We start from the raw sequence: 22,169 nt of genomic DNA, 5'->3' as shown, positions 1-22,169 counted from the left end.
CACAGCCGCCTAGGCGGTCCCGCTGGGGCCGCCGCCCGCGCCGAGGATGGCCTGCGCTGCGGCCAACCGGGCGATGGGCACCCGGAACGGCGAGCAGCTCACGTAGTTGAGCCCGACCTCGGCGAACAGCTCGATCGACTCCGGGTCGCCGCCGTGCTCACCGCACACGCCGAGCTTGATGTCGGGCCTGGTAGCCCGGCCTCGCTCGACGGCGATGCGCACCAGTTCGCCCACGCCGCTCTTGTCGAGGGTGTCGAAGGGGTTGCGCTTGAGCAGGCCCTGCTCCAGGTACTCGCTCATCATGCGGCCTTCGACGTCGTCGCGGCTGAAGCCGAACGTCATCTGGGTGAGGTCGTTGGTGCCGAAGCTGAAGAAGTCGGCCTCCTCGGCGATCTCGTCGGCTCGGATGGCAGCGCGCGGCGTCTCCACCATGGTGCCGATGGTGACGTCGATGGGCTTCTTCACGCCCTTGGTGGCCTCGGCGATGGCAGCCTCGACCCACGAGCGGGCCAGGCCCAGCTCCTCACGGGTGACGGTCAAGGGGATCATGACCTCGACCACCGGCTTGCCACCCTTCTTCACCCGAGCGGCGGCGGCCTCCATGAGGGCGCGCACCTGCATGGCGTAGAGGCCGGGCTTGATGACACCGAGGCGGACGCCACGGGTGCCGAGCATGGGGTTCATCTCGTGCCACGAACGGGCGGCGTCGTAAAGCTTGCGCTCCTCGGCCGACAGCCCGGTGGTGGCTTCCTTGACGGCCAGCTCCTCGGTCGACGGGAGGAACTCGTGCAGCGGCGGGTCGAGCAGGCGCACGGTGACGGGCAAGCCGTCCATGGCTTCGAGGATCTCTTCGAAGTCGGCCTTCTGGGCCTGGCGCAGGGTCTCCAGCGCCGCTTCTTCCTCGGCGGGCGAGTCGGCCAGGATCATGGCCCGGACGATGGGCAGGCGGTCCTCGCCCAGGAACATGTGCTCGGTGCGGCACAGGCCGATGCCTTCGGCGCCGAACTGGCGGGCGTTGGCGGCGTCGGGGCCGTTGTCGGCGTTGGCCCGCACGGCCATCGTGCCCTTGCGGATGGCGTCGGCCCATGTGAGCACCGTCTCGAACTGCTCCGGCGGGCGGCCGCTGATGACTTCGACGGCGCCGAGCACGATCTCGCCGGTGGTGCCGTCGAGGGAGATGACGTCGCCTTCCTTGACAGTGACGCCGCCGGTTGTGAACTCCTTGCCCTTGATCTTGACGGCCTCGGCCCCGACCACGGCGGGCTTGCCCCAACCGCGGGCGACGACGGCGGCGTGGCTGACGAGGCCGCCGCGGGCGGTGAGGATGCCCTCGGCCACGATCATGCCGTGCACGTCTTCGGGGCTGGTCTCGCTGCGCACGAGCACGACCTTCTCGCCCCGCTCGGCCGCGTCGGCGGCGTCGTCGGCGGTGAAGTAGACCGCACCGACCGCCGCACCGGGCGAGGCACCCAGGCCCTTGGCGATGACGGTGACGTCCTTGCTGGCGAACTGCGGGTGCAGCACCTGCTCCAGGTGCTCGGCGGTGACTCGCTGCACGGCCTCGGCCTTGGTGATCTTCCACTTCCGGCCGGTTGTCATCTCCACGGCCATGCGAAGGGCGGCCACGCCGGTGCGCTTGCCGACGCGGGTCTGCAGCATCCAGAGCTTGCCCTGGTCGATGATGAACTCGGTGTCGCACATGTCGCGGTAGTGCTTCTCGAGCCGCTCGAAGATGCCGAGCAGCTCCTTGTAGATCTTGGGCCAGCGGTCCTGCAGGGCCGAGAGGGGCTCGGTGTTGCGGATGCCCGCCACCACGTCTTCGCCCTGGGCGTTGACCAGGAAGTCGCCGTAGGCCCCCGCCGCACCGGTGGCCGGGTCGCGGGTGAAGCCCACGCCGGTGCCGCTGTTGTCGTCGCGGTTGCCGAAGACCATGGCCTGCACGTTCACCGCGGTGCCGAGGTCGTGGCTGATCTTCTCCCGCACCCGGTAGGCGATGGCCCGGGGGCCGTTCCACGAGGCGAACACGGCCTCGATGGCGCCCCGCAACTGGTCGGCGGGCTCCTGCGGGAAGGCCTTGCCGGTGTGGCGGAAGACGACGTCCTTGTAGCGCAGGCACAGGCGGCGCAGGGTGTCGGGTGTGATGTCGGAGTCGGCGGTGGCGCCGTCCCACTCCTTGGCCGTGTCGAGCAGGCGCTCGAACTCCTCGCCCTCGAGGTCGAGCACGATGCGGGCGTACATGGCGATGAAGCGGCGGTAGGAGTCGTAGGCGAATCGCTCGTCGGTCTGCTTGGCCAGGCCTTCCACCGACTCGTCGTTGAGGCCGAGGTTCAAGACGGTGTCCATCATCCCGGGCATGGAGAACTTGGCGCCCGAGCGCACCGACACGAGCAGCGGGTCGGCAGGGTCGCCGAGGCGCTTGCCCATCTGCTTCTCCAGTTTCTTAACGGCCTTGCCTACCTCGTCGGTGAGGCCGTCGGGCCAGCCACCGGTCATGTAGTCGCGGCAGGCGTCGGTCGAGATGGTGAAGCCCGAGGGGACGGGAAGGCCGAGTACCGACGTCATCTCCGCCAGGTTGGCGCCCTTGCCTCCGAGGAGGTCCTTGAGACTCATGGGCGGCTTGCGATGCTTGTGGTCGAAGGCGAAGACGTACGTCATGCGCCGGAGCCTACCCAGAGGCGTCCAGGCGACGTACGAGCCGCTTGGACGCCGTGATGCGGTAGGCGGTCTCCAACAACTCGGCCACCTCTCCCCAGTCCTCGACCCGGTCGAATCGGATGCCGATCCAGCCGTACCGGGCCACGAACGGCGGTGCCACGTACCACGGTCGTTCGAGGAGGGCGGGGCGTTCGGCTTTGTCGGCCCGGCAGGCGATGCCCGCCTCGTCGACGCCCGCGAAGCTTCTCCGCCCGACCATGTATGTGCGATTGCCCCGCCAGTCGACCTCGACCACTTCGGGGAACCCGAGCAACGTGGCCACGGCGCGCTCGATCACGATCGGGCGCTACAGCGTCAGGCGCCCGCGCAGTTCCTCGACCAACGAGTCGATGGGCACCCGCACCTGCTCCAACGAGTCGCGGTCGCGGATGGTGACGGCGCGGTCCTCCAACGTCTCGAAGTCGACGGTCACGCAGAACGGCGTGCCGATCTCGTCCTGGCGCCGGTAGCGGCGGCCGATCGACTGGGTCTCGTCGTAGTCGCACATCCAGTGCGGTTGCACCAGGCCGAGCACCTCGCGGGCCACTGGCGTGAGCGTGTCCTTCTTGGACAGCGGGAGCACGGCCACCTTGTACGGCGCCAACCGGTGATGCAGCCGTAGCACCGAACGGGCCTCGCCGCCGACCTCGTCCTCGGAGTAGGCGGCGATGAGGAAGGCCATCATCGTGCGGGTGGCGCCCGCCGCGGGCTCGATCACGTGGGGCACGTAGCGCTCGTTGGAGGCTTGGTCGAAGTACTCGAGCCGCTCGCCGCTCGCCGCGCCGTGGGCCTTGAGGTCGAAGTCGGTGCGGTTGGCGATGCCTTCGAGCTCGCCCCAGCCCCAGGGGTAGAGGAACTCCACGTCGGCCGTGCCCGCCGAGTAGTGCGACAGCTCCTCGGGGTCGTGGTGGCGTAGGCGCAGCATGTCGGCGGGCATGCCGAGGTCTTGGTACCAGCGCATGCGTTCCTCGCACCAGTACTCGAACCACTTGGTGCCCTCGTCGGGCGGCACGAAGAACTCCATCTCCATCTGCTCGAACTCGCGGGTGCGGAAGACGAAGTTGCCCGGCGTGATCTCGTTGCGGAACGACTTGCCCATCTGGGCGATGCCGAACGGCGGCTTCTTGCGCGACGTCTGCTGCACCTGCATGAAGTTCACGAACATGCCCTGCGCCGTCTCCGGCCGCAGGTAGGCGACGTTGGCCGAGTCCTCGACGGGGCCGACGTAGGTCTGGAACATGAGGTTGAAGGCCCGGGCCTCGGTGAAGGTGCCTGTGCCCTCGCAGCTCGGGCAGGTTGTGACGTCGTCGAGCTGGTCCTCGCGGAAGCGTTCCTTGCACTTCTTGCAGTCGACCAACGGGTCGGTGAAGTTCTCCAGGTGGCCGCTGGCCTCCCAGATGCGGGGGCTCGACAAGATGGCGGCGTCGAGGCCGACCACGTCGTCGCGCAGCTGCACCATGGCCCGCCACCACGCCTCCTTGACGTTGCGCAGCATGAGCACGCCGAGGGGGCCGTAGTCGTAGGTCGACCGGAACCCGCCGTAGATCTCCGCGCTGGGGAAGACGAAACCGCGGCGCTTGCACAGGTTCACGACCTGTTCCATGAGGGTGGGGTCCGGCGACGACATAGCCGGCGAGGTTATCGGGCGGGCTCTCCAGCCGTTCCGGTCCGTGGATCCGGCGCCTGAGCGCCGGATTCACGGACCGGAACGGCTGGGGTGGGTCAGCCGCGGTCGAGCACGTGCAGCGAGCGCAGCCGCCGTTCGAGGTGCGACTCCATGGCCCGAGCGGCCAGGTGCTCGACCTCGAAGGTCGCTGCCGACGCGGGCTCGCTCAGCGCCTCGGCTAGCCCGCCGCCGAGGATGCGGCGCACCAAGTCGAGTGCCTCGGGGCTGATGGCCTGGCCTTGTCGGCAGCCCCGGCACAACACGCCGCCTTGGCCGATGTCGAAGGCCACGAGGTCGTCGGGCGCCCCGCACCCGGCGCACTGGTCGAGGAGCGGGTGGGCGCCTTCCACCGACAACAGCTTCCAGAAGAACGCAGGGACCACCAGCGGCGAGTCGTCGGCGGCCAACGCCCGCAAGGCGCCGACGAGCATGGTGTAGAGGCGGGGGTTGGGCTCGCGTTCCTGGGCCACCTGGTCGACGGCCTCCAGCAGCGACTGGGCCTTGCCCATGCGGTCGAGGTCGCCGCGGATGGCCGGGAAGTGGTCGATGGTCTCGGCCTGGGTGACGATGTCGAGCTCGCGGCCTTCGTAGAACTGCACGGCGACGTGGCTGCAGGGTTCGCACCGCGAGCCGAAGCGGCTCTTGGTCTTACGCACGCCCTTGGCCACCGCCCGCACTTTGCCGTGGGCTTGGGTCACAAACGTGACGATGCGGTCGGCCTCGCCCAAGCGGATCGTCCGGAGGACCACCCCTTGGTCGCGGTACAGCACTACGCCTCCAGGCCCCCGAAGCGGCGGTCACGGCGCTGGTACTCGCGCACCGCTTCGAACAGGTCCTGGCGCCGGAAGTCGGGCCACAGCACGTCGGTGAAAACCAGCTCGCTGTAGGCCAACTCCCACAACAAGAAGTTGGAGATGCGCACCTCGCCCGACGTGCGAACCACGATGTCGGGGTCAGGCATGTCAGGGTGGTAGAGGTGCGCGCGAATGGCTTTCTCGTCGATCTTGTCGGCCGGGGTCCCCTCGGCCACCAGCGCGCGCACGGCATCGACGATCTCCACCCGCCCGCCGTAGTTGAAGGCGAACGTCAGCGTCATGCGCCGGTTGTGCTTGGTCAGCTCGACCGTCTCGTCCATGCGCTTGAGCACCCGACGGGGCACCCGCCAGTCGCGCCTGCCCGCGAACCGCACCCGCACGCCTTTGTCGTTGAGCTCGTCGCGACGGGTGGCCAGCAGCCGCTCGTTGAAGCCCATGAGGTAGCGCACCTCGTCGACCGGCCGGCGCCAGTTCTCGGTGGAGAAGGCGTAGACGGTCAGCCACTTGATGCCCAGGTCGAGAGCGCCCTCGACGGTGTCGAACAACGCCTCCTCCCCCGCCGCATGGCCCTCGGTGCGCGGCAGGCCCCGCTTCTGCGCCCACCGCCCGTTGCCGTCCATGACGCAGGCGACATGGACGGGCAGCCGCCCGGAGTCGATGTCGTCGAGGTCCACGCCTCGGACGGTACTCGGCGCGCGCCCAGGGGTAAGTGCCAAAGGTGATCGATCGCCTGCTCGCGCCGTTTACCAGCCGATGGGCGTGGGCGGCGACGGCCCTGCGGGTGCAAAAGCGCTTCTCGGAGGTGCACGGCGGGTCGTTGGCCGCGGCGGTGACGCTGGCTGCGTTCCTGTCGCTGTTCCCGTTGCTGGTGGCTCTCACCGGCATCATCGGGTTCTTCTCGTCGCAGGCCAGCGACCTGCCCGGCGAGGTCATCGGTCGGCTTGGGTTGCGGGGCGAAGCGGCCAAGGCGGTGACGTCGGCCATCGACGCCGCCGAGCGAAGCCGCCGCACGGCAACGATCGTCGGCTTCGTGGGCCTCATGTGGTCCGGGCTCGGGTTGGTGGCCGCGCTGGAGCAGTCGCTCAACTCGGTGTGGCAGGTCACAGGGCGGGGGCTGAAGGACAAGCTCTACGGGTTGCTGTGGCTGGGAGGCGCCATCGTCATCTTCGGGGCGTCGTTCCTCCTGACGGCCGGCTTGCGACTGCTCCCCGGGCCCGCCGCCCCCGTCGTCCTCCTCGGGGCACTGGCCGTCGACGTGGTGCTGTGGCTCTGGACCCTCCACACGCTGTGCAACCGCCAGATCGGCTGGAAGGCCCTGCTGCCGGGCGCCTTGCTCGGGGCCGTCGGGCTGGAGCTGCTCAAGCTGCTCGGCGGCATCTACGTGCCCATGGCGGTGGCCGGGTCGTCGGCGCTGTACGGCTCCATCGGCGTGGTCTTCGCCATCCTGGCCTGGCTGCTGTTCTTCGGGCGCCTGGTCGTCTACGCCTCGGTCCTCAACGTGGTGCGCTGGGAAGAGGACCACGGCACGGTGACGGCGGAGATCGAACTGCCGCGGGTGCCCGGCACCGTGCCCGTGGCCGCCAGCCGCTCGGGCGACGCCGTTCAGGCCAGCTGAGGCAGCACCTCGGCGCCCAGCAGGCGGATGTGGTCGAGGTCGTCGAGGTCCATCACCTGCAAGTAGGCGCGGTCGGCGCCGAAGGCGGCCAGGTGCTCCACGATCTGCGCGGGCGTGCCCGCCACGTCGATCTTGTCGACGGGCTTGCCGATGGCCTCGGCCCGGCGCGCCACCTCGGCGTCGTCGGCCCCGCAGCACACTGTGACGGCGACGGAGAAGATCATCGTGGCCGGGTCGCGGCCCGCGGCCTCGCACGCTCGCCGCACTCGGTCGAACTGCGTGGCAGCGGCGTCCACGTCGTGGAACGGGGCGTTGAACTCGTCGGCGTAGCGGGCGGCCAGGCGCGGCGTGCGCACCGCGCCCCAGCCGCCGATCACGATGGGCAGCTTGTCCTGCACGGGCTTGGGCAGGCCCGGTGAGTCGGCCACCTGGTAGTGGGTGCCGTCGAAGGAGAACCGCTCGTTCGACCACATGCCGGTGATCACCGCGAGCTGCTCTTCCAAGCGCTCGAAGCGCTCCGCCGTGGGCGGGAAGGGGATGCCGTAGGCGCGGTGCTCGGCGTCGAACCACCCGGCGCCCAAGCCGAGCTCCGCCCGGCCGCCGCTCATGGCATCGACCTGGGCCACGGCGATGGCCAGCGGGCCCGGGTGCCGGAAGGTGGCCGAGGTGACCAGGGTGCCGAGGCGGATGCGCGACGTCTCGCGGGCCAGGCCCGCCAGCGTCACCCAACTGTCGGTGGGGCCGGGCAGCCCGTCGCCGCCGCCCATGCGTAGGAAGTGGTCGGAGCGGAAGAAGGCGTCGAAGCCTTCATCCTCGGCGACGCGGGCAACGGCGAGCTGTTGGTCGTACGACGCACCCTGCTGCGGCTCGGTGAAGATGCGAAGGAGCATCCCGCCACACTGCCCCAGAACGCGAACAAGGGCCGCCCCCCGAAGGGCGGCCCTTGCCTGAAGGAGTCGGGCCGTTACTTCTTGCCGCCCTTGGCCTTGCCGCTTGCCTTGGCCGCCGAGGTGGCCGGAGCTTCCTCGGTGGCGTGCTTCTTGCCCTGGTTGGAGCGGGCCACTTCCGACACGGCCTTGCCGTGGACGCCACCCTTGCCCTTGGGCGCGGTCTTGGCCGTCTCCGACACGTACTTGCCGTGGTTCTCGGGGTGCGCCTTGACGACGGGCTCCTCGACGACGACCTCGGACTCCTCGACGACGATCACTTCGCCACCGGTCTCGCTGCCGCCTTCCTCGACGACGACGACTTCGCCGCCCTCACCTTCGGTCGGCGTGACTTCGCCTTCGGTCGGGGCAATGACCTCGCCGCCGTCCGACGGGATTGTGACGGTCTCGCCCTCCTCGACGACGGTGTCGGTGGTGGTGGGCTCGCCGACCTCGGCGAAGGCCAAGCCGCCGCCCAGGGTGATGATGCCTGCCACCGACGCCGCGCCGAACTTGCCCAGCAAGGTCCCTACTCGCATTGTGTGTGCCTCTCTGTTGTCGTTTCGCCGTAACGACCCACGGAGGGCGATGCCGCTGCCCCCATTCGGTAGCCCCGCTGCCTCGCTGTTTCGAGGCCGGTTGCTTTGCGCACCCGGGTCGCCCCGGGGATGCCGTTTCGTGGGTACCCCCATCACATCGGGTGGTACGGGCCAGTCGCGGAGGGCCATTTGGCGAACCCCCCGGAGGGACTAGTCAGGCCACACCACACGAGCCGGCCCGGCCCGCCGCGGTACCGTCGCTGGGGTGGGCGTGGCGGAGGGAATGCAGCGAGTCGTCGGCGCCCTCGGCGCGGGCGAAGACCGGCCGGGCCAGCGGGAGATGGCCGAGGCCGTGGCCGCCGCCATCAGCGAAGAGCGCCACCTCGTCGTGCAGGCGGGCACCGGCACCGGCAAGTCGCTCGCCTATCTCGTGCCCGCGCTGCTGAGCGGCAAGCGCGTGGTCGTTGCCACCGCCACCAAGGCCCTGCAGGACCAGTTGGCCAACAAGGACCTGCCGTTCCTGGCCGCCCACCTCGGCGCCCCCTTCGAGTTCGCCGTGGTGAAGGGGCGGTCGAACTACCTGTGCCGCCAGCGGGCTCGGGAGGTGATGGGCGGCGACGACCAGTTGGAGCTCGACGACAACGTGGGCGACCTGGGCCGCGAGATCGCGCAGCTCATCGAGTGGGGGCGTACGTCGGCCACCGGCGATCGGGCCGAGTTGTCGTTCGAGCCCAAGCCGCGGGCATGGGCCGGCGTGAGCGTCAACGCCATGGACTGCCCCGGTGCGTCGCGCTGTCCGTCGGGCGAGGACTGCTTCGCCGAGCAGGCCCGCCAGCGGGCCGAGGTGGCCGACGTCATCGTCGTCAACACCCACCTCTACGGCGCCCACCTGGCGTCGGGCGGCCACGTGCTCCCCGAGCACGACGTGGTGGTGTTCGACGAGGCTCACGAGCTGGAGGACATCGCCGCCGCTTCGTTGGGGTTGGAGCTCGGCGCAGGCAGGTTCCGGTCGCTGGTACGCAACGCCCGGGCCGTGGTCGACCCCGCCGACATGCCCGCCCTCGACGAGCTCGACGGTGCCGGGCTGCGGCTGGAGAACGCACTGGCGCCGTTTCGCGGCAAGCGCCTGCCTTCGGGGCTGGGCGCCGAGGTGGCCGACGTGGTGCGACTGGCGGGCGAACGAGCAGCCAAGGCCTTGTCGGCCATTCGCAAGGGCGAGCCCGACGACCCCAAGCGGGCGCGGGCGATGCAGGCCGCAGGCCACCTGTCGGGCGACTTGGCCTTCGTGCTGGAGGAGCGAGCGGGTTATGTCAGTTGGGTCGAAGGCCCTGCGCACGCGCCGGTGCTGCGCATCGCACCGATCGACGTCGGTGAGCTGTTGGCCGACCGGCTGTGGGACTCGGTCACCGCCGTGCTCACCAGCGCCACCATCCCGCCCGCGTTGGGGGCGCGGCTCGGGCTGCCGCCCGATGGGCACACGGTGCTCGACGTGGGCAGCCCGTTCCCCTATGCCGAACACGCCATGCTCTACTGCGCCGCCCACCTCCCCGACCCCCGGGCGGCGTCGTACGAAGCCGCGCTGCACGAGGAGTTGGAGGCATTGCTGCGCTTGGCCGGTGGGCGGACGCTGGCGCTGTTCACGTCGTGGCGGGCCATGCAGGCGGCCGCCGAGGCCTTGCGCGACAAGGTGCCGTGGACGGTCCTCACGCAGTCGGACCTGCCGAAGCCCGCGCTGATCGAGGCGTTCTCCGCTGACGAGCACGCCTGCCTGTTCGCCACCATGGGCTTCTGGCAGGGCATCGACGTTCCCGGGGTATCGCTGTCGCAAGTGGTGATCGACCGCATCCCTTTCCCCCGCCCCGACGAGCCCCTCATGCAGGCCCGGCGCGACCGGGCGCGGGCCGCGGCGTTCCGAGAGGTCGACCTGCCGCGGGCGGCCACCATGCTGGCGCAGGGGGCAGGGCGGCTGATCCGCTCGTCGTCCGACCGCGGCGTGGTCGCCGTGCTCGACCCCCGCTTGGCCAAAGCCAACTACCGATGGGACCTGGTGCGGGCGCTACCGCCCATGCGCCGCACGCGCCACCGGGCCGACGTGGAGGCCTTTTTGGCGGAAGCGCTGGCGGGCCGACCCCTGTGAGTTGCGTCGTCTTCTTGCACGCCCATCCCGACGACGAGGCCATCTTCACCGGGGGCACCATGGCGCTGCTGGCCCGGGCGGGCGTACGGGTGGTGCTGGTGGTGGCGACGGGCGGCGAGCTGGGTGGAGCGACGGCCGAGCAGCGCATGGCCGAGACGTGCGCAGCGGCCGGGTTGTTGGGAGTGGCGCGGGTCGAGTTCCTGCGCTGGCGCGACTCGGGCATGGCGGGCGACCCCGGGAACGAGGCGCCCGATGCGTTCTGCCGGGCGCCGCTCGAGGACGCGGCGCAGGCGGTGGCAGCCGTGTTGTCGGAGGAGTCGGCCGACGCCTTCGTGACGTACGACGAGTGGGGCATCTACAGGCACCCCGACCACGTGCAGGCCCACTTCGTGGGGCGCCGGGCGTGCGAGCTGGCCGGTGTCGACGTGCGCTACGACGCCACGGTCGACCGCGAGTACCTGCATTTCGTGGAGACGCACTTGGTGGTGGAAGCGGGCGGGGGCAGGGTCGAGGGCCTGGGCTTGGCGGCGTCGACCATCGGCATGCCCACGCTGCTCATCGACCTGGCGGTCGACGTGCGCTCGGTGCTCGACGTGAAACGGGCGGCCATGGCCGCCCACGGCAGCCAGATCCCCGAGACTGCCGCGGTCATGCAGCTACCGGTGCAGGCCTTCGGCGCCGTGTACGGCTACGAGTGGTTCGCCCGCCACGGCCCGGTGGGGCCACTGGACGCACTCCCGAGTACATAAGACCTGCGGAGCGACCGCCGACGGGCGTGCCGGTTCTCAGCCTGCGGTGGAGAGCGGCTCCGTGATCCCCAGCAAGTGCTTCCGGAGGAATTCGATCTGCCGGGCGCGTGCCTTCTGACGCCATTGCGGCTGGTACATCTCGTAGTGCGTGGTGGGGTACTCGTCGGCCTCACCGCGAGGTGCGCGACGAGCGAGCTCGCGGGTGAGGTAGATCGGCGCCTCGGTGTCGCCTTCGGCGATCGTGACGAGCAGCGGAGCCGCGACCTTGTGCGCGACCTTGACCGGCTTGACCCCGAGAAGGTCGAACACGATACGGGGAGCCACCTGGTTCTTCCACGTTCTTGCGTGCTCGGGGTCGAGGGACTCGACGACCGTCATCGCGTGGGGATCCACCAGGATGGCCCCTTCGTCCGCGCTGCCGATGGCCTCGACGTAAAGCGGCGACCGACCGAGCATCCCGCGCAGCCGGTCCTTGAGCGCCAGCCACATGATCTTGCGGACTTGTGCTTTCGTTCGGCCGACCGACTCCTTCGGGGGGCCCGCATACGGGATCTGTGCCACCACCGCAGCGACCTTCGGGTCGTCCGCGGCGATGAAGATCGTGTGCGTACCGCCGAGCGAACTGCCCCACAGGCCGATCCGATCGGCGTCGATCTCGTGTCGCGACCGCGCGTAGCCGATCGCCGCTCGCCAGTCCTCGCGTTGTCCCTTGATGTCGATGATCTGCCGGGGTGATCCGCCGCTCTCCCCGAAGCTGCGGTAGTCGAAGGTCAACACGGCGATCCCCGCGCCGACAAAATCCCCGGCGTGGGCGGTGAGAAGCCCCTGGGTGCCACAAAAGCCGTGCCCCATCACGAGGCACGCGTGCGGCGGGCTCTCGTTCCTCGGCAGGTAGAGGTACCCGACGACCTCCTCGCCATTCGCCGTGAAGGTCACCCGTTCGGGGGTTACATCGGCACTTGCGTCCCTCGCCTCGGCATTCACCTGCACGTACCTCCCGGACAATCGGCTCCCAGCAGGCATCGAAGCAGGAAGTCGTGGCGATCACATGTCGTGATAACCCTGGAAGTAAGAAAACGGTGAAGCCTTCGCCGTCCACCTAGTACCCCAGGCGCTCCAAGGCCTTCGTCCGGTCCTGCCAGTCCTTGTCGACCTTGACGAACAGCTCCAGGTAGGCGCCTTCCGGCAACTGCGCCCGGGCCCGGATGCCGACCTCTTTCAACACGCAAGCGTTCTTGCCGATGACGATCCCCTTCTGGGAGTCGCGCTCGACGATGATCTCGCAGCGGATGCGGGGCCACTCCCACTCGGTCACCCGGCAGGCGATGGAGTGCGGCACCTCTTCCCGGGTCACGGCCAGCAACTGCTCCCGCACCAACTCGGCCACCCAGAAGGCCTCGGGCACGTCGGTGATCATGTCGTCGGGGTAGTACTTGGGCCCCTCAGGCAACCGGCTCTCGATGGCGTCGACCAACTCGTCGAGGCCATCGCCGCTCTTGGCCGACACCGGGAAGTACTCGGCCAACTCGAGTCCGCCCGCGGCCGTCAACTGCTGGAGCACCTCGTCACGCGACGCCTTGTCGATCTTGTTGACGACGCACAACGCGGTCGGCGGCACACGAGCCGCCACGAACCGGTCGCCGCGCCCGAGCGGTGCTGTGGCGTCGATCACGAACAGCACCACGTCGACGTCGCCCAGCGCCCCGACGGCGGTGTCGTTCAAGCGCTCGCCCAACACGGTGCGGGGCTTGTGGATGCCCGGCGTGTCGACGAAGACGATCTGCGAGTCGGGCCGGTTGAGCACGCCTCGCACCTGGGTGCGCGTCGTCTGCGGCTTGTCGGAGACGATCGACACCTTGGTGCCGAGGATGCGGTTCAGCAGCGTCGACTTGCCGACGTTGGGCCGCCCGATGAACGTGGCGAACCCCGACTTCACGACGACAGCGATTCCGCTTGCGACTGCGCGTCGGCATCGACCTTGGCGATGCGCACGCGGCCGATGCGCCGGCCCTGCACCTTCTCCGCCGTCAGCCGGTAGCCGTCGACCGCGACCGACTCGCCGTCGGTGGGCACGTGGCCGAGCAGGTTGAACACCAACCCCCCCACCGTGTCCCAGTCGCCCGACGGCATGGCCGTGTGCAGCAGGTCGTTGACCTCGTCGATGGGCATGCGGGCGTTGACCCGCACGTCGCCGTTGGGCAGCTTCTCGATGTTGGCTTCCTCGACGTCGAACTCGTCGACGATCTCGCCCACCAGTTCCTCGATGAGGTCTTCCAAGGTGACCAGGCCCGCGGTGCCGCCGTACTCGTCGATGACGATGGCGATGTGGAACTTGTCGTGCTGCATCTCCCGCATGAGCTCGTTGACCCGCTTGGTCTCCGGCACGAAGTGCGCTTCGCGCACCAGCGAGCGCACCTCGATGTCGGAGCGGCCTTCACGCTCGGCCCGCATGAGGTCCTTGGTGAAGACGATGCCGCAGATGTCATCGATCCCCTGCTCGTAGACGGGGATGCGCGAATAGCCGGCGGCCATGGCCACTTCCATGACGTCACCGATTCGGTCGCGGCCTTCGACGGCAACCATGTCGGGCCGGGGCACCATGACCTCGCGGGCCACCGTGTCGCCGAACTCGATGATCGAGTGGATGAGCGCCCGCTCTTCCCGCTCGATGACGTCCTCTTCGAGGGCGACGTCGACGGTGGCCAGCAGTTCCTCCTCCGACACGAACGGGCCTTGCTTCAAGCCCTTCCCCGGCAGGATCCAGTTCGACAGGCCGATGAGCCCGCGGGCCAGCAGTCGCACGGGCGGGAAGTTGGTGATGGCCGAGACCACGGGCGCCGAGATCAGCGCGGCGCGTTCGGTGTGTTGCACCGCCCACGTCTTGGGTGCCGCCTCGGCGAACACGAAGACGACGACGACCTCGAAGAACGTGGCGATCGCCACGCCGACTGCGCCGAACAGGCGCTCGGACAACACGCCGACGAGGGTGGCCGAGACCAGGTGGCACACGAGGATGATCAGGAGGATGGGGTTCAGGAAGCGCTCTGGATGGTCGACCAGGTGCGCGAGCAGGCCGGCCCCCCGGCGGCCTTCCTCCTGAAGGGTCAGCGCCTTGACTCGGTTGATGCGGGTGAGGCTGGTCTCCGCCAGCGCCAGGAAGGCGGCCGTCAGCACGAGGCCGACGATGGCCACCAGCATGGCTATGTCTGTGCCGGTCATCCTTGGCCGCCCGCGCGGTGGAACTTCTCGAGCAGTTCCTGCTCACGCCGTTCCATCTGGGCCGCTTCCTCCTCGTCGACGTGGTCCATGCCCATCAGGTGGAGGATGCCGTGCACCAGCAGCAGGGCAAGCTCGTCGTCGTAGGTGCCCGCGTGCGTGGGGGCGTTGCGCTCCGCCACCGCAGGGCAGATGACCACGTCGCCCAACAGGGTGGGCAGGTCGGTGGCCTCGCCGGGCACCACGCCAGGGCCCGAGCCGCCGGAGTCGGGCGAGCGACCGCCTTCGGGCGGGTCCTCGTCGATGGGGAAGGCCAACACGTCGGTGGGCCCGTCCTTGCCCAAGAACCGCTTGTTGAGATCGGCGATGGTTTCCTCGTCGACGAACAACAACGACAGTTCGGCACTGCCCCGCACGCCCTCGGCGTGGAGGACCTTCTCGGCCAGTGTCACCCAGCGCAACGACTCGACGGGGTGCGACGACTGCTCGTCGGCCGCGAAGACGGCAACGCCCATCAGAAGGGCCTCCACAGACGCATTAGGGCTTCATCCCCATCGACTGGGCGGTCTCGTAGGCGTTGACGATCTCTTGCACGATGCGGTGGCGCACGACGTCCTTCGAGCCCAGCCGTACGAATGCCAGCCCGTCGATGTCGCCCAGGATCTGCTCCAGGTTGATCAGGCCCGACTTGCCGCCGTCGAGGTCGATCTGGGTGACGTCGCCGGTGACGACCGCCTTCGAGCCGAAGCCGATGCGGGTGAGGAACATCTTCATCTGCTCGGGCGTGGTGTTCTGCGCTTCGTCGAGGATGATGAAGCTGCTGTTGAGGGTGCGTCCCCGCATGAACGCCAGCGGCGCGATCTCGATGGCGCCCTTCTCGATCAGCCGCCCCACGGCCTCGGTGCCCAGCATGTCGAACAAGGCGTCGTAGAGCGGCCGCAGGTACGGGTCGATCTTGGCCATCATGTCGCCGGGCAGGAAGCCGAGCCGCTCCCCCGCCTCGACGGCGGGCCGGGTCAGGATGATGCGTTCCACCTGCTTGGCCTGCAGCGCCTGCACCGCCAGCGCCACCGCCAGGTACGACTTGCCGGTGCCGGCGGGGCCGATGCCGAAGGTGATGACGTTCTCGAGGATGGCGTCGGTGTAGCGCTTCTGGCCGCTGGTCTTGGGCCGCACGGTCCGTCCCCGGGCCGACTTGAGCACCTCGGCGGTCAGCACCTCAGACGGGCGTTCGTCGGCCTTCACCATGTCGATGGTGCGGGCCACGTTGGCCCGGTCGAGGGGGTGGCCCTGTTCGAGCAGCAGCCGTAGCTCGTCGAACAAGCGAGCGGCCCGCTCCACGTCGGCGCCCGCAACGGTGATCTCGTTGCCCCGCACATGGATGGCCGTGCCCGCGAACGCGTCCTCGATGAGGCGAAGCAACTCATCACGATGGCCGAGAAGACCGGCCATGAGATGGTTGGGGACGGAGACGGTGACCTGGGTGGCGGACACGGAGCGTTCTGGCAACAGGGTACGTCAGCCCGGAGGCCAACTCATGCGACGCCCGCCGATGACGTGCATGTGGAGGTGGGGGACGCTGTTGAGCGCGTCGTCGCCGACGTTGAACACGAGCCGGTAGCCGCTGCCGTCGATGCCTTCCGAGCGGGCCACCTCTTGGGCCGTGGCGAACATCTCGGCCAACAGGTCGCCGTCGTCGGCACCGATCTCGGCGGCGTTGGCGATGTGGCGGCGAGGCACCACGAGGACGTGGGTGGGCGCCGTCGGCTCGATGTCGCGAAAGGCGTAGGTCGCCTCCGTCGAGTGCACGGCCGTCGACGGGATGTCGCCCGCGACGATCTTGCAGAACAGGCAGTCGCTCACGGCACGAACGTACTCGGTAGGGTCCGGACCGCCATGGACGACGTCGAACGCCTCCTTGCCGACCTGGCCAGATGGACCGGGGACCGGCGGGCCGCCGACGAAGCTCGCTCGCGCAGCGAAGAAGCGTGGCTCCGGCGCCAAGCCGACGAGGAGGCCCGCTTCACCGGGCTCGTGCTCGACTTGGCCGAGCAAGGCGCCGCCGTCACCGTGCAGACCACGGCAGGGCGCCGGCATCACGGCACGGTGGTTGCGGTGGCCGACGACTTCCTCGTGCTCGACGCCCACCGTCCCGTGCTGCTCGCCTACCGGGCCGTGGCCGTGGTGCGCTCGACCGCGGGCGTGGCGGGCGCCACCCGCGTCGCCCCGCTCGGCACCCGACTGGTGCACGCCTTGGCGGGGATCGCCGCGGAACGGCCGCGGGTACTGGTGGTGGTCGACGGCAACGACGCCTTGCACGGGGAGTTGCGCTCGGTGGGCCGCGACGTGCTCGCCTTGCGCCTCGACGGGGCCGACGGGGCGGCGGCCCATGTGCGGCTCGACGCAGTGAGCGAAGTGACGCTGCTCGGCTGACGCCACGAGCCGAGCCGATAGGCGAGGCGACCAATTTGCACAGCGTCTGTCTCGCGGCCGCAGGCCGTCGAGAACGACCAACGGCGTGCGGCGGGTGCCCTATCCGCGCGACTCCTACGCGTCGGTGGGCTTGGGCTCGGGGTACAGGTGGCCGAGCGAGCCCGGCTGGATGCGCACGCTCTCGATGAACGACGCCACGTCGTCCTCCTTGATGCGGATGACCCGGCCGATCTTGTAGGCGGGCAGCCGCCCCTCGTCGACGAGGCGGTACAGCGTGCGCAGGGTCACCCCCAGACGCTCGCTTGCCTCCGCAGTGCTCAGCCAGCGCGACTCCGGCATATGCCTCACCCTACCCCGTGCTCGGTTTGCTGTACCTCATGTCTTTCCGTGCTGCTAGGTTTCCTGCCCGCGGGGCGCCTGGGAGGGATGGCGCCAAGGCTGGGGGAAAGGTCGTGGACGGGGGCGAGGAGCAACGATCTGTACGACGACGGCGCCCGTTGCCGGGCAGCCGGGCCGTCGTCGGGGGTTTTCTGGTGGCAGTGGCTGCCGTGGGCACGTTCGCCGTGGCCGCGGGCGCGGGCGACGACAGACGGGCGCCGTACGTCGTCGCTCGTGACGACTTGGCCGTCGGCCATCGCATCACGACCGACGACTTGGCGATGGCACCGGTCGACGCGCCCGCCTTCGTCGCCGAACGGGCCTTCCGCCGCACCGACGACCTTGTCGGCGCCGTGGTGGTGGGACCGGTGGCACGCGGCGAACTGGTGCAAGCGGGATCGGTGCTGCGCGATGCGCCGGAAGGCCGGCAGGTGTCGTTCCCCGTCGAGGCATCGCGAGCGCTCGACGGCAACCTGCAAGCGGGCGAGGCCGTCGACATCCTCGTGACCTACGGAACGGGCGAGCACGCCAAGACCGCCGTCGTGGCCCGGCGGGCGCGGGTGGTGCGGCTGCGTCGTCCCAGCGGCACGTTGTCGGACGGCCGCAACGTGGTGGCCACCGTCTCCGTCGACACCGACGACCAGGCCGCCGCCGTAGCCCACGCCGCTGGCGCGGGCACCGTCACGATCGTGCGGGTGGGACGCACGTCATGAAACACGAGCGTTATGTCGTGCTGGGCCTGGCGTCGGCCCGAGCCGAGTGGTTCCGCGCCGTCGCCGCGTGGGCCAACGCGGCGTCGCTGCCCGCCGACTTCGTGAAGTGCGTGTCGATCGAAGAGGTGCGAGCCCGCTTGGCCTCAGGGCGCCCGCTGTCGGCGGTGCTGGTCGACGGACGGTTGCCCGCCGTCGACCGCGACCTGGCCGACCGGGTGCGCACGGCGGGCGCCGCCTTGCTGGTCGTCGACGACGGCCGGGGCGGCCGCGACTGGCACGGCATCGGCGTCTCGCGCGTGCTGCCCGCCAGCTTCGACCGCCGCACGTTGCTCGACGCCTTGGCCGCGTGCGCGCCGCCGGTGTCACGGGCCGAGGCGTTGCCGGGCGATCCCGTCGCGGCGGTGCCGGCGCCCTCGGGTTCGGTGGTCGCCGTGTGCGGGTCGGGGGGCACCGGAGCGTCCACCGTGGCCATCGCCGTGGCCCAGGGCCTCGGCGGGGTGCTGGCCGACTTCGCCCTGCACGCCGAACAGGCGGCGCTGCACGACGCCCGCGACGTGATGCCAGGGGTGCAGGAGCTCGTCGAAGCCTTTCGCCTGGGACGGCCCGAACCCCGGGAGTTCACCTTCGCCGTCGAGGAACGGGGCTACGACCTCTTGCTCGGGTTGCGTCGAGCGCGGGCGTGGTCGACGTTGCGGCCTCGCGCCTTCGAAGCGGCGCTCGACGCGCTGCGCGTCGCCTACCCGTTCGTCGTGTGCGACATCGACCCCGACGTGGAAGGCGAAGACGAGGGCGGCTCGGCCGACGTGGAGGACCGTAACGTCATGGCCCGCACGGTGCTGCGGGTGGCCGACGCCGTGGTCGTGGTGACCTACCCGGGCATGAAAGGGCTGCACTCGTTGCTGCGGGTGCTGGCCGACCTGCGGGCCTTTGGCGTGCCCGCCGAACGGCTGGTGCCGGTGGTGAACCGGGCACCACGCTCGCGCCGGGCTCGCGCCGAGGTGGCCGCCGCCTTCGGCTCGCTCGTCGGCCCCACGGCGCTGGCCGCGCCGCTCTTCCTGCCCGAGCGCAACGTCGACGACGCCTTGCGCGACGGCGTGCGCCTCCCGCCAGCGTTGGTGGCACCGCTGGTGGGTGCCGTCGAGGTGCTGGGCAGTCGCACGGTGTTCCCGCGCGAGCCCGAACGAGTGGCGACCGGCTCGCTGGCCGCGTGGTCGTTCGACGAGGAGGCCGCGGGATGACCCTCGACGTGTCGCCGCTGGTGGAGATCGAACGGGCCGTGCAGGAGCGGGCCAAGGCCATTGCTCTCGACGGCGCCGACAACGGCGAGGCGCTACGGGCGTTGATCGACGACGAGGTGGCCCGCTGGTCGCTCGACCATGCCCGGGGGCTGCGGCCCTTCGACGTCGCCGATCCCGTCGGCGTGGCCGAGCGGGTGTACCGCAACGTGGCCGAGTACGGCCCGTTGACGCCGCTGCTGGCCGACGACGACGTGTGGGAGATCATGGTCAACGCGCCGTCGGAGATCTTTGTGAAGCGCCATCGAGGTACGTCGGGCTACCACCACGAGGGCTTCCACGACGACGACCACGTCGTGCGCACGTTGACCAAGATCCTCGACGACGCGTCCGGCTCGCACCGCAAGCTCGACCCGGCCGAAGGCTTGCAGGACGCCCAACTCGACAGCGGGGCGCGTATCCACATCGTGCACGGCGACATCGGCCGCGACGGCCACGTGCTGGTGAACATCCGCAAGTTCACCGGCGTCCCGTATCGCTCGCTGGACGAGCTGGTCGAGCGCGACATGCTCGACCGCCACGCCGCCGACTTCCTGCGCGCCGCGGTGCGAGCGCGGCTGTCGATCGTCTTCGCCGGTTCGCCCGGGTCGGGCAAGACGACCTTGCTGTCGTGCTGCGCCGCCGAGCTCGACCCGTCGTTGCGGGTGGTCGTCGCCGAAGAGGTGTTCGAGGTCGACGTCCCCCTGCCGAACGTGGCCCAGTTGCAGACGCGGCCCGCCCGGCGCGACCGGCCCGAAGTCGACCTTCGGCGGTTGGTAGCGGGCTTCCTGCGCATGGCGCCCGACGTCGCCATTGTCGGAGAGGTCCGCGACCGAGAGGCCCTCCCCCTTCTGTTGACCCTGTCGTCGGGCGTCAAGGGCTACACCACCATCCACGCCGGTTCCGCCCGCCAGGCGCTGACCCGGCTGCGCTTCATCTGCCAGTTGGCCGAGACGAGCAACGAGTTGCCCATGTCGGCGCTGTCGTCGTTGGTGAGCGAAGCCGTCGACGTCGTGGTGCATTGCGCCCGCAACGGCGATCGGGTGCAGGTCATGGAGATCGCCGCCGTCGAGGACTTCCAAGGCGGACGGGAGTCGATGGCCTTCACGGTGAGCGAACTGTTCCGCCGGGAGCGGCCTGATGCGCCCTTGCGCTGGACGGGCGACGTGCCGACCCGGGCGCGACGGGCGCTGGAGGCAGCGGGTTACGACGTGCGCCGACTGCTCGATCCCGAGGCGGTGCGGGTGTGATGCCCGCCGCGCTCGCCCTGCTCGCCGCCTACGGCACGTACCTCGTGGTGACGGCCGTGCTGTTCGGCTGGCGCGGGCTCGGCGTGGCGCCCCGCCTCACAGCTCACAGTCGCCGTTGGCCGCGCCCGAATGCGGCCCAACTGGGGCCGGTGCTCGTGCTGTTCGCGGTGGGCGCCGCGGTCGGCTTCACCTTGTTCGGTGGCCTGTTGCCTGCGGCAGTAGCGGGTGGGTTCGCGTCGACGTTCCCCGCGGCGTCCGAGCGGGCCCGTGCGGAGCGGCGCCGCGCGGTGGCGCGCGACGCGTGGCCTCGCATGATCGAGGAAATCCGCCTGCAGGTCGGCTCAGTCGGCCGGTCGGTGCCGAACGCGCTCTTCGAAGTGGGCAGGCGGGCGCCCGACGAGTTGCGCGAGGCCTTCGCAGCGGCCGAGCGGGAGTGGCATGTGTCGACCGACTTCGCCCGCACCGTCGCCGTCCTGCAGGGCGCCCTCGGCGACGCCACGGCGGATGCCACGTTGGAGACGCTGCTGGTGGCGCATGAGATCGGCGGCAGCGACGTCGACCGTCGCCTGGCGGCGTTGGCCGAGGACCGGGTGCACGAGCTGCGCGGCCGCAAGGATGCCGAGGCCGAACAAGCGGGCGTGCGCTTCGCCCGGCGCTTCGTGCTCGTGGTACCGCTCGGCATGACGCTGGCCGGGCTGTCGATCGGCACCGGCCGGGCTGCGTACCAGACCTCGGCCGGGCAGCTTGCCGTCGCCTTTGGCCTCGCCATGGTGGCGGGCTGTTGGGTGTGGGCAGGCCGGTTGATGAAGCTGCCCCAGGAAGAGCGGGTGTTCACCGGAGCCGAGGCATGAGAGCAGCCGTCGCGCTGGGGCTGCTGGCATGGGTGGGAGCCGCCCTCGTGCTGGCCGAGTTGCGGTGGTTCTCCCGGCCGTCACTGGCCGACCGCCTGCGGCCCTATGCGCCGGTCGGCGTGGGAGGTGGGCCGTCGGCGCCGTCGCCCTTCTCCGTCGAGTCGTTCCGCGACCTCGTGGCCCCGCTCGCAGCTTCAACGGGGGCGCGGGCCGCGCGCCTGTTCGGCGTGCAGGAGGAAGCGGCGTTGCGGCTGGAACGCATCCACTCCCCGCTCGACGTCACTGCCTTTCGCGTGCGGCAACTGGGGTGGGCGGTCGTGGCGGTGGCCGCCGCCGTGCCGGGCGCCATGGCCTTGCGCCTGCCGCCGCTGCCCGCCTTGGCGTTCGTCACCGGCGCCGCGTTACTGGCGTTCCTCGTCCCCGAGCAGCAGTTGGCCTCCGCGTCGCAACGCAGGCAACGGCGGTTGCTGCTCGAACTGCCGGTGGTGAGCGAGCAGTTGGGCATGCTGCTGGGCGCCGGGTACTCGCTCGGCGCCGCATTGCACCGGCTGGCGTCGAGGGGCAGCGGCGTGTGCGCCACCGACGTGCGACGGGTGACGGCACGGACCCGCCACGGCGTGCCGGTCGACGCTGCCCTACGGGAGTGGGCGGCGGTCGCCCGTGTGCCCGCGCTCGACCGCTTGGTGGCGGTGCTGGCGCTCAACCGGGAGACGGGCGACCTGGGCCGCCTCATCTCCGACGAGGCCCGGGCCATCCGCCAAGAGGTGCAGCGCGAGGCGGTGGCGACCATGGAGCGCCGGGCGCAGCAGGTGTGGGTGCCGGTGACCGTCGCCACCTTGGTACCCGGCGTGATCTTCCTGTCGGTGCCGTTCGTAGAAGCCCTGAGGTTGTTCTCGGGATCATGAGAAGGAGT

At 70.1% G+C, this 22,169-nt stretch carries 23 protein-coding genes and 1 riboswitch; of the genes, 9 read left to right on the top strand and 14 right to left on the bottom strand.

Translation table 11 applies throughout. From position 1 onward, the window contains the following. Positions 1 to 9 precede the first annotated feature (9 nt). The 5 genes from ppdK to uppS all read right to left on the bottom strand — a co-directional run bounded on the left by ppdK (position 10) and on the right by uppS (position 5,849). On the bottom strand, positions 10 to 2,655 hold the full coding sequence (ppdK, locus tag VM938_02885) for a pyruvate, phosphate dikinase (GenBank protein HVF73971.1): 2,646 nt from the start codon (positions 2,653 to 2,655) through the stop codon (positions 10 to 12). A 10-nt stretch (positions 2,656 to 2,665) separates the two neighbouring features. Next, on the bottom strand, positions 2,666 to 2,992 hold the full coding sequence (locus VM938_02880) for an MmcQ/YjbR family DNA-binding protein (protein HVF73970.1): 327 nt from the start codon (positions 2,990 to 2,992) through the stop codon (positions 2,666 to 2,668). A 9-nt stretch (positions 2,993 to 3,001) separates the two neighbouring features. Then, entirely contained in the window at positions 3,002 to 4,321 is a 1,320-nt protein-coding gene (locus VM938_02875; GenBank protein HVF73969.1) for a glycine--tRNA ligase, read from the bottom strand. A 95-nt stretch (positions 4,322 to 4,416) separates the two neighbouring features. After that, entirely contained in the window at positions 4,417 to 5,130 is a 714-nt protein-coding gene (gene recO / locus VM938_02870) for a DNA repair protein RecO (GenBank protein ID HVF73968.1), read from the bottom strand. After that, positions 5,130 to 5,849: a polyprenyl diphosphate synthase gene (uppS, locus tag VM938_02865; protein HVF73967.1), complete on the bottom strand. Its 720-nt coding sequence runs from the start codon at positions 5,847 to 5,849 to the stop codon at positions 5,130 to 5,132. The genes recO and uppS overlap by 1 nt, the downstream gene beginning before the upstream one ends. 44 nt (positions 5,850 to 5,893) lie before the next feature. Here uppS and VM938_02860 point away from each other — a divergent pair, with 44 nt between their 5' ends. Beyond that, positions 5,894 to 6,790 carry a YhjD/YihY/BrkB family envelope integrity protein gene (locus tag VM938_02860; protein HVF73966.1) on the top strand — a complete coding sequence of 299 codons (897 nt, stop codon included), beginning with the start codon at positions 5,894 to 5,896 and terminating at the stop codon, positions 6,788 to 6,790. Here the strand turns inward: VM938_02860 and VM938_02855 are convergent. Then, positions 6,778 to 7,680, bottom strand: a complete 903-nt coding sequence (locus VM938_02855; GenBank protein ID HVF73965.1) for an LLM class F420-dependent oxidoreductase — start codon at positions 7,678 to 7,680, stop codon at positions 6,778 to 6,780. The genes VM938_02860 and VM938_02855 overlap by 13 nt on opposite strands. A gap of 74 nt (positions 7,681 to 7,754) precedes the next feature. Further along, positions 7,755 to 8,255, bottom strand: a complete 501-nt coding sequence (locus VM938_02850; GenBank protein ID HVF73964.1) for a hypothetical protein — start codon at positions 8,253 to 8,255, stop codon at positions 7,755 to 7,757. Between the two features lie 64 nt (positions 8,256 to 8,319). Continuing rightward, positions 8,320 to 8,399, bottom strand: a riboswitch (cyclic di-GMP riboswitch). 121 nt (positions 8,400 to 8,520) lie between these two features. On the opposite strand from VM938_02850, the gene VM938_02845 reads away from it, so the two are divergent. Together VM938_02845 and VM938_02840 are read left to right on the top strand one after the other, a co-directional pair. Further along, a complete protein-coding gene (locus tag VM938_02845; GenBank protein HVF73963.1) occupies positions 8,521 to 10,392 on the top strand; it encodes an ATP-dependent DNA helicase in 1,872 nt (623 codons plus the stop codon). Next, the gene (locus tag VM938_02840) at positions 10,389 to 11,141 is read left to right on the top strand and encodes a PIG-L family deacetylase (protein ID HVF73962.1); all 753 of its coding nucleotides are present in this window, start codon (positions 10,389 to 10,391) and stop codon (positions 11,139 to 11,141) included. Before VM938_02845 ends, VM938_02840 begins: the two co-directional genes overlap by 4 nt. A 36-nt stretch (positions 11,142 to 11,177) precedes the next feature. Here the strand turns inward: VM938_02840 and VM938_02835 are convergent, their stop codons facing one another. The 6 genes from VM938_02835 to VM938_02810 form a co-directional block, all read right to left on the bottom strand. After that, positions 11,178 to 12,125, bottom strand: a complete 948-nt coding sequence (locus VM938_02835) for an alpha/beta fold hydrolase (GenBank protein ID HVF73961.1) — start codon at positions 12,123 to 12,125, stop codon at positions 11,178 to 11,180. A 115-nt stretch (positions 12,126 to 12,240) separates the two neighbouring features. Beyond that, positions 12,241 to 13,077 (bottom strand): GTPase Era, encoded by an 837-nt coding sequence (gene era, locus VM938_02830; protein HVF73960.1) that lies wholly within the window; start codon positions 13,075 to 13,077, stop codon positions 12,241 to 12,243. Beyond that, positions 13,074 to 14,339 carry a hemolysin family protein gene (locus VM938_02825; GenBank protein ID HVF73959.1) on the bottom strand — a complete coding sequence of 422 codons (1,266 nt, stop codon included), beginning with the start codon at positions 14,337 to 14,339 and terminating at the stop codon, positions 13,074 to 13,076. Before VM938_02825 ends, era begins: the two co-directional genes overlap by 4 nt. Before the next feature lie 17 nt (positions 14,340 to 14,356). Beyond that, positions 14,357 to 14,887, bottom strand: a complete 531-nt coding sequence (gene ybeY, locus VM938_02820; protein ID HVF73958.1) for an rRNA maturation RNase YbeY — start codon at positions 14,885 to 14,887, stop codon at positions 14,357 to 14,359. A gap of 7 nt (positions 14,888 to 14,894) precedes the next feature. Continuing rightward, entirely contained in the window at positions 14,895 to 15,851 is a 957-nt protein-coding gene (locus VM938_02815; GenBank protein HVF73957.1) for a PhoH family protein, read from the bottom strand. A 24-nt stretch (positions 15,852 to 15,875) separates the two neighbouring features. Continuing rightward, a complete protein-coding gene (locus VM938_02810) occupies positions 15,876 to 16,220 on the bottom strand; it encodes a histidine triad nucleotide-binding protein (GenBank protein ID HVF73956.1) in 345 nt (114 codons plus the stop codon). A 33-nt stretch (positions 16,221 to 16,253) separates the two neighbouring features. On the opposite strand from VM938_02810, the gene VM938_02805 reads away from it, so the two are divergent. Then, on the top strand, positions 16,254 to 16,790 hold the full coding sequence (locus VM938_02805; protein HVF73955.1) for a hypothetical protein: 537 nt from the start codon (positions 16,254 to 16,256) through the stop codon (positions 16,788 to 16,790). 114 nt (positions 16,791 to 16,904) lie between these two features. Here the strand turns inward: VM938_02805 and VM938_02800 are convergent, their stop codons facing one another. After that, positions 16,905 to 17,129, bottom strand: coding sequence for a helix-turn-helix domain-containing protein (locus tag VM938_02800; GenBank protein ID HVF73954.1), 225 nt, complete (start codon positions 17,127 to 17,129; stop codon positions 16,905 to 16,907). Positions 17,130 to 17,323: 194 nt separating this feature from the next. Between VM938_02800 and VM938_02795 the strand changes: the two genes are divergently transcribed. The 5 genes from VM938_02795 to VM938_02775 are packed head-to-tail and all read left to right on the top strand — an operon-like array spanning position 17,324 to position 22,161. Beyond that, positions 17,324 to 17,881, top strand: a complete 558-nt coding sequence (locus VM938_02795) for an SAF domain-containing protein (protein HVF73953.1) — start codon at positions 17,324 to 17,326, stop codon at positions 17,879 to 17,881. Beyond that, positions 17,878 to 19,119 (top strand): hypothetical protein, encoded by a 1,242-nt coding sequence (locus tag VM938_02790; protein HVF73952.1) that lies wholly within the window; start codon positions 17,878 to 17,880, stop codon positions 19,117 to 19,119. The genes VM938_02795 and VM938_02790 overlap by 4 nt, the downstream gene beginning before the upstream one ends. Beyond that, a complete protein-coding gene (locus VM938_02785; GenBank protein HVF73951.1) occupies positions 19,116 to 20,405 on the top strand; it encodes an ATPase, T2SS/T4P/T4SS family in 1,290 nt (429 codons plus the stop codon). Before VM938_02790 ends, VM938_02785 begins: the two co-directional genes overlap by 4 nt. Then, positions 20,405 to 21,256 (top strand): hypothetical protein, encoded by an 852-nt coding sequence (locus VM938_02780; protein HVF73950.1) that lies wholly within the window; start codon positions 20,405 to 20,407, stop codon positions 21,254 to 21,256. Before VM938_02785 ends, VM938_02780 begins: the two co-directional genes overlap by 1 nt. Beyond that, positions 21,253 to 22,161, top strand: a complete 909-nt coding sequence (locus VM938_02775; GenBank protein HVF73949.1) for a type II secretion system F family protein — start codon at positions 21,253 to 21,255, stop codon at positions 22,159 to 22,161. Before VM938_02780 ends, VM938_02775 begins: the two co-directional genes overlap by 4 nt. Positions 22,162 to 22,169 lie beyond the last annotated feature (8 nt).

This window comes from Acidimicrobiales bacterium, from assembly GCA_035536915.1.
Classification (GTDB): Bacteria; Actinomycetota; Acidimicrobiia; order Acidimicrobiales; family JAHWLA01; genus JAHWLA01.
The sequence above is the reverse complement of the archived record's forward strand: the minus strand, read 5'-3'. Positions and strand labels throughout refer to the sequence as shown.

Coding starts and splice junctions, on each gene's coding strand:
- ppdK (HVF73971.1), bottom strand. CDS start 2,655: ATGACGTACGTCTTCGCCTTCGACCACAAGCATCGCAAGCCGCCCATG.
- VM938_02875 (HVF73969.1), bottom strand. CDS start 4,321: ATGTCGTCGCCGGACCCCACCCTCATGGAACAGGTCGTGAACCTGTGC.
- VM938_02855 (HVF73965.1), bottom strand. CDS start 7,680: ATGCTCCTTCGCATCTTCACCGAGCCGCAGCAGGGTGCGTCGTACGAC.
- VM938_02850 (HVF73964.1), bottom strand. CDS start 8,255: ATGCGAGTAGGGACCTTGCTGGGCAAGTTCGGCGCGGCGTCGGTGGCA.
- VM938_02825 (HVF73959.1), bottom strand. CDS start 14,339: ATGCTGGTGGCCATCGTCGGCCTCGTGCTGACGGCCGCCTTCCTGGCG.
- VM938_02805 (HVF73955.1), top strand. CDS start 16,254: ATGGACGACGTCGAACGCCTCCTTGCCGACCTGGCCAGATGGACCGGG.
- VM938_02800 (HVF73954.1), bottom strand. CDS start 17,129: ATGCCGGAGTCGCGCTGGCTGAGCACTGCGGAGGCAAGCGAGCGTCTG.
- VM938_02790 (HVF73952.1), top strand. CDS start 17,878: ATGAAACACGAGCGTTATGTCGTGCTGGGCCTGGCGTCGGCCCGAGCC.
- VM938_02785 (HVF73951.1), top strand. CDS start 19,116: ATGACCCTCGACGTGTCGCCGCTGGTGGAGATCGAACGGGCCGTGCAG.
- VM938_02780 (HVF73950.1), top strand. CDS start 20,405: ATGCCCGCCGCGCTCGCCCTGCTCGCCGCCTACGGCACGTACCTCGTG.
- VM938_02775 (HVF73949.1), top strand. CDS start 21,253: ATGAGAGCAGCCGTCGCGCTGGGGCTGCTGGCATGGGTGGGAGCCGCC.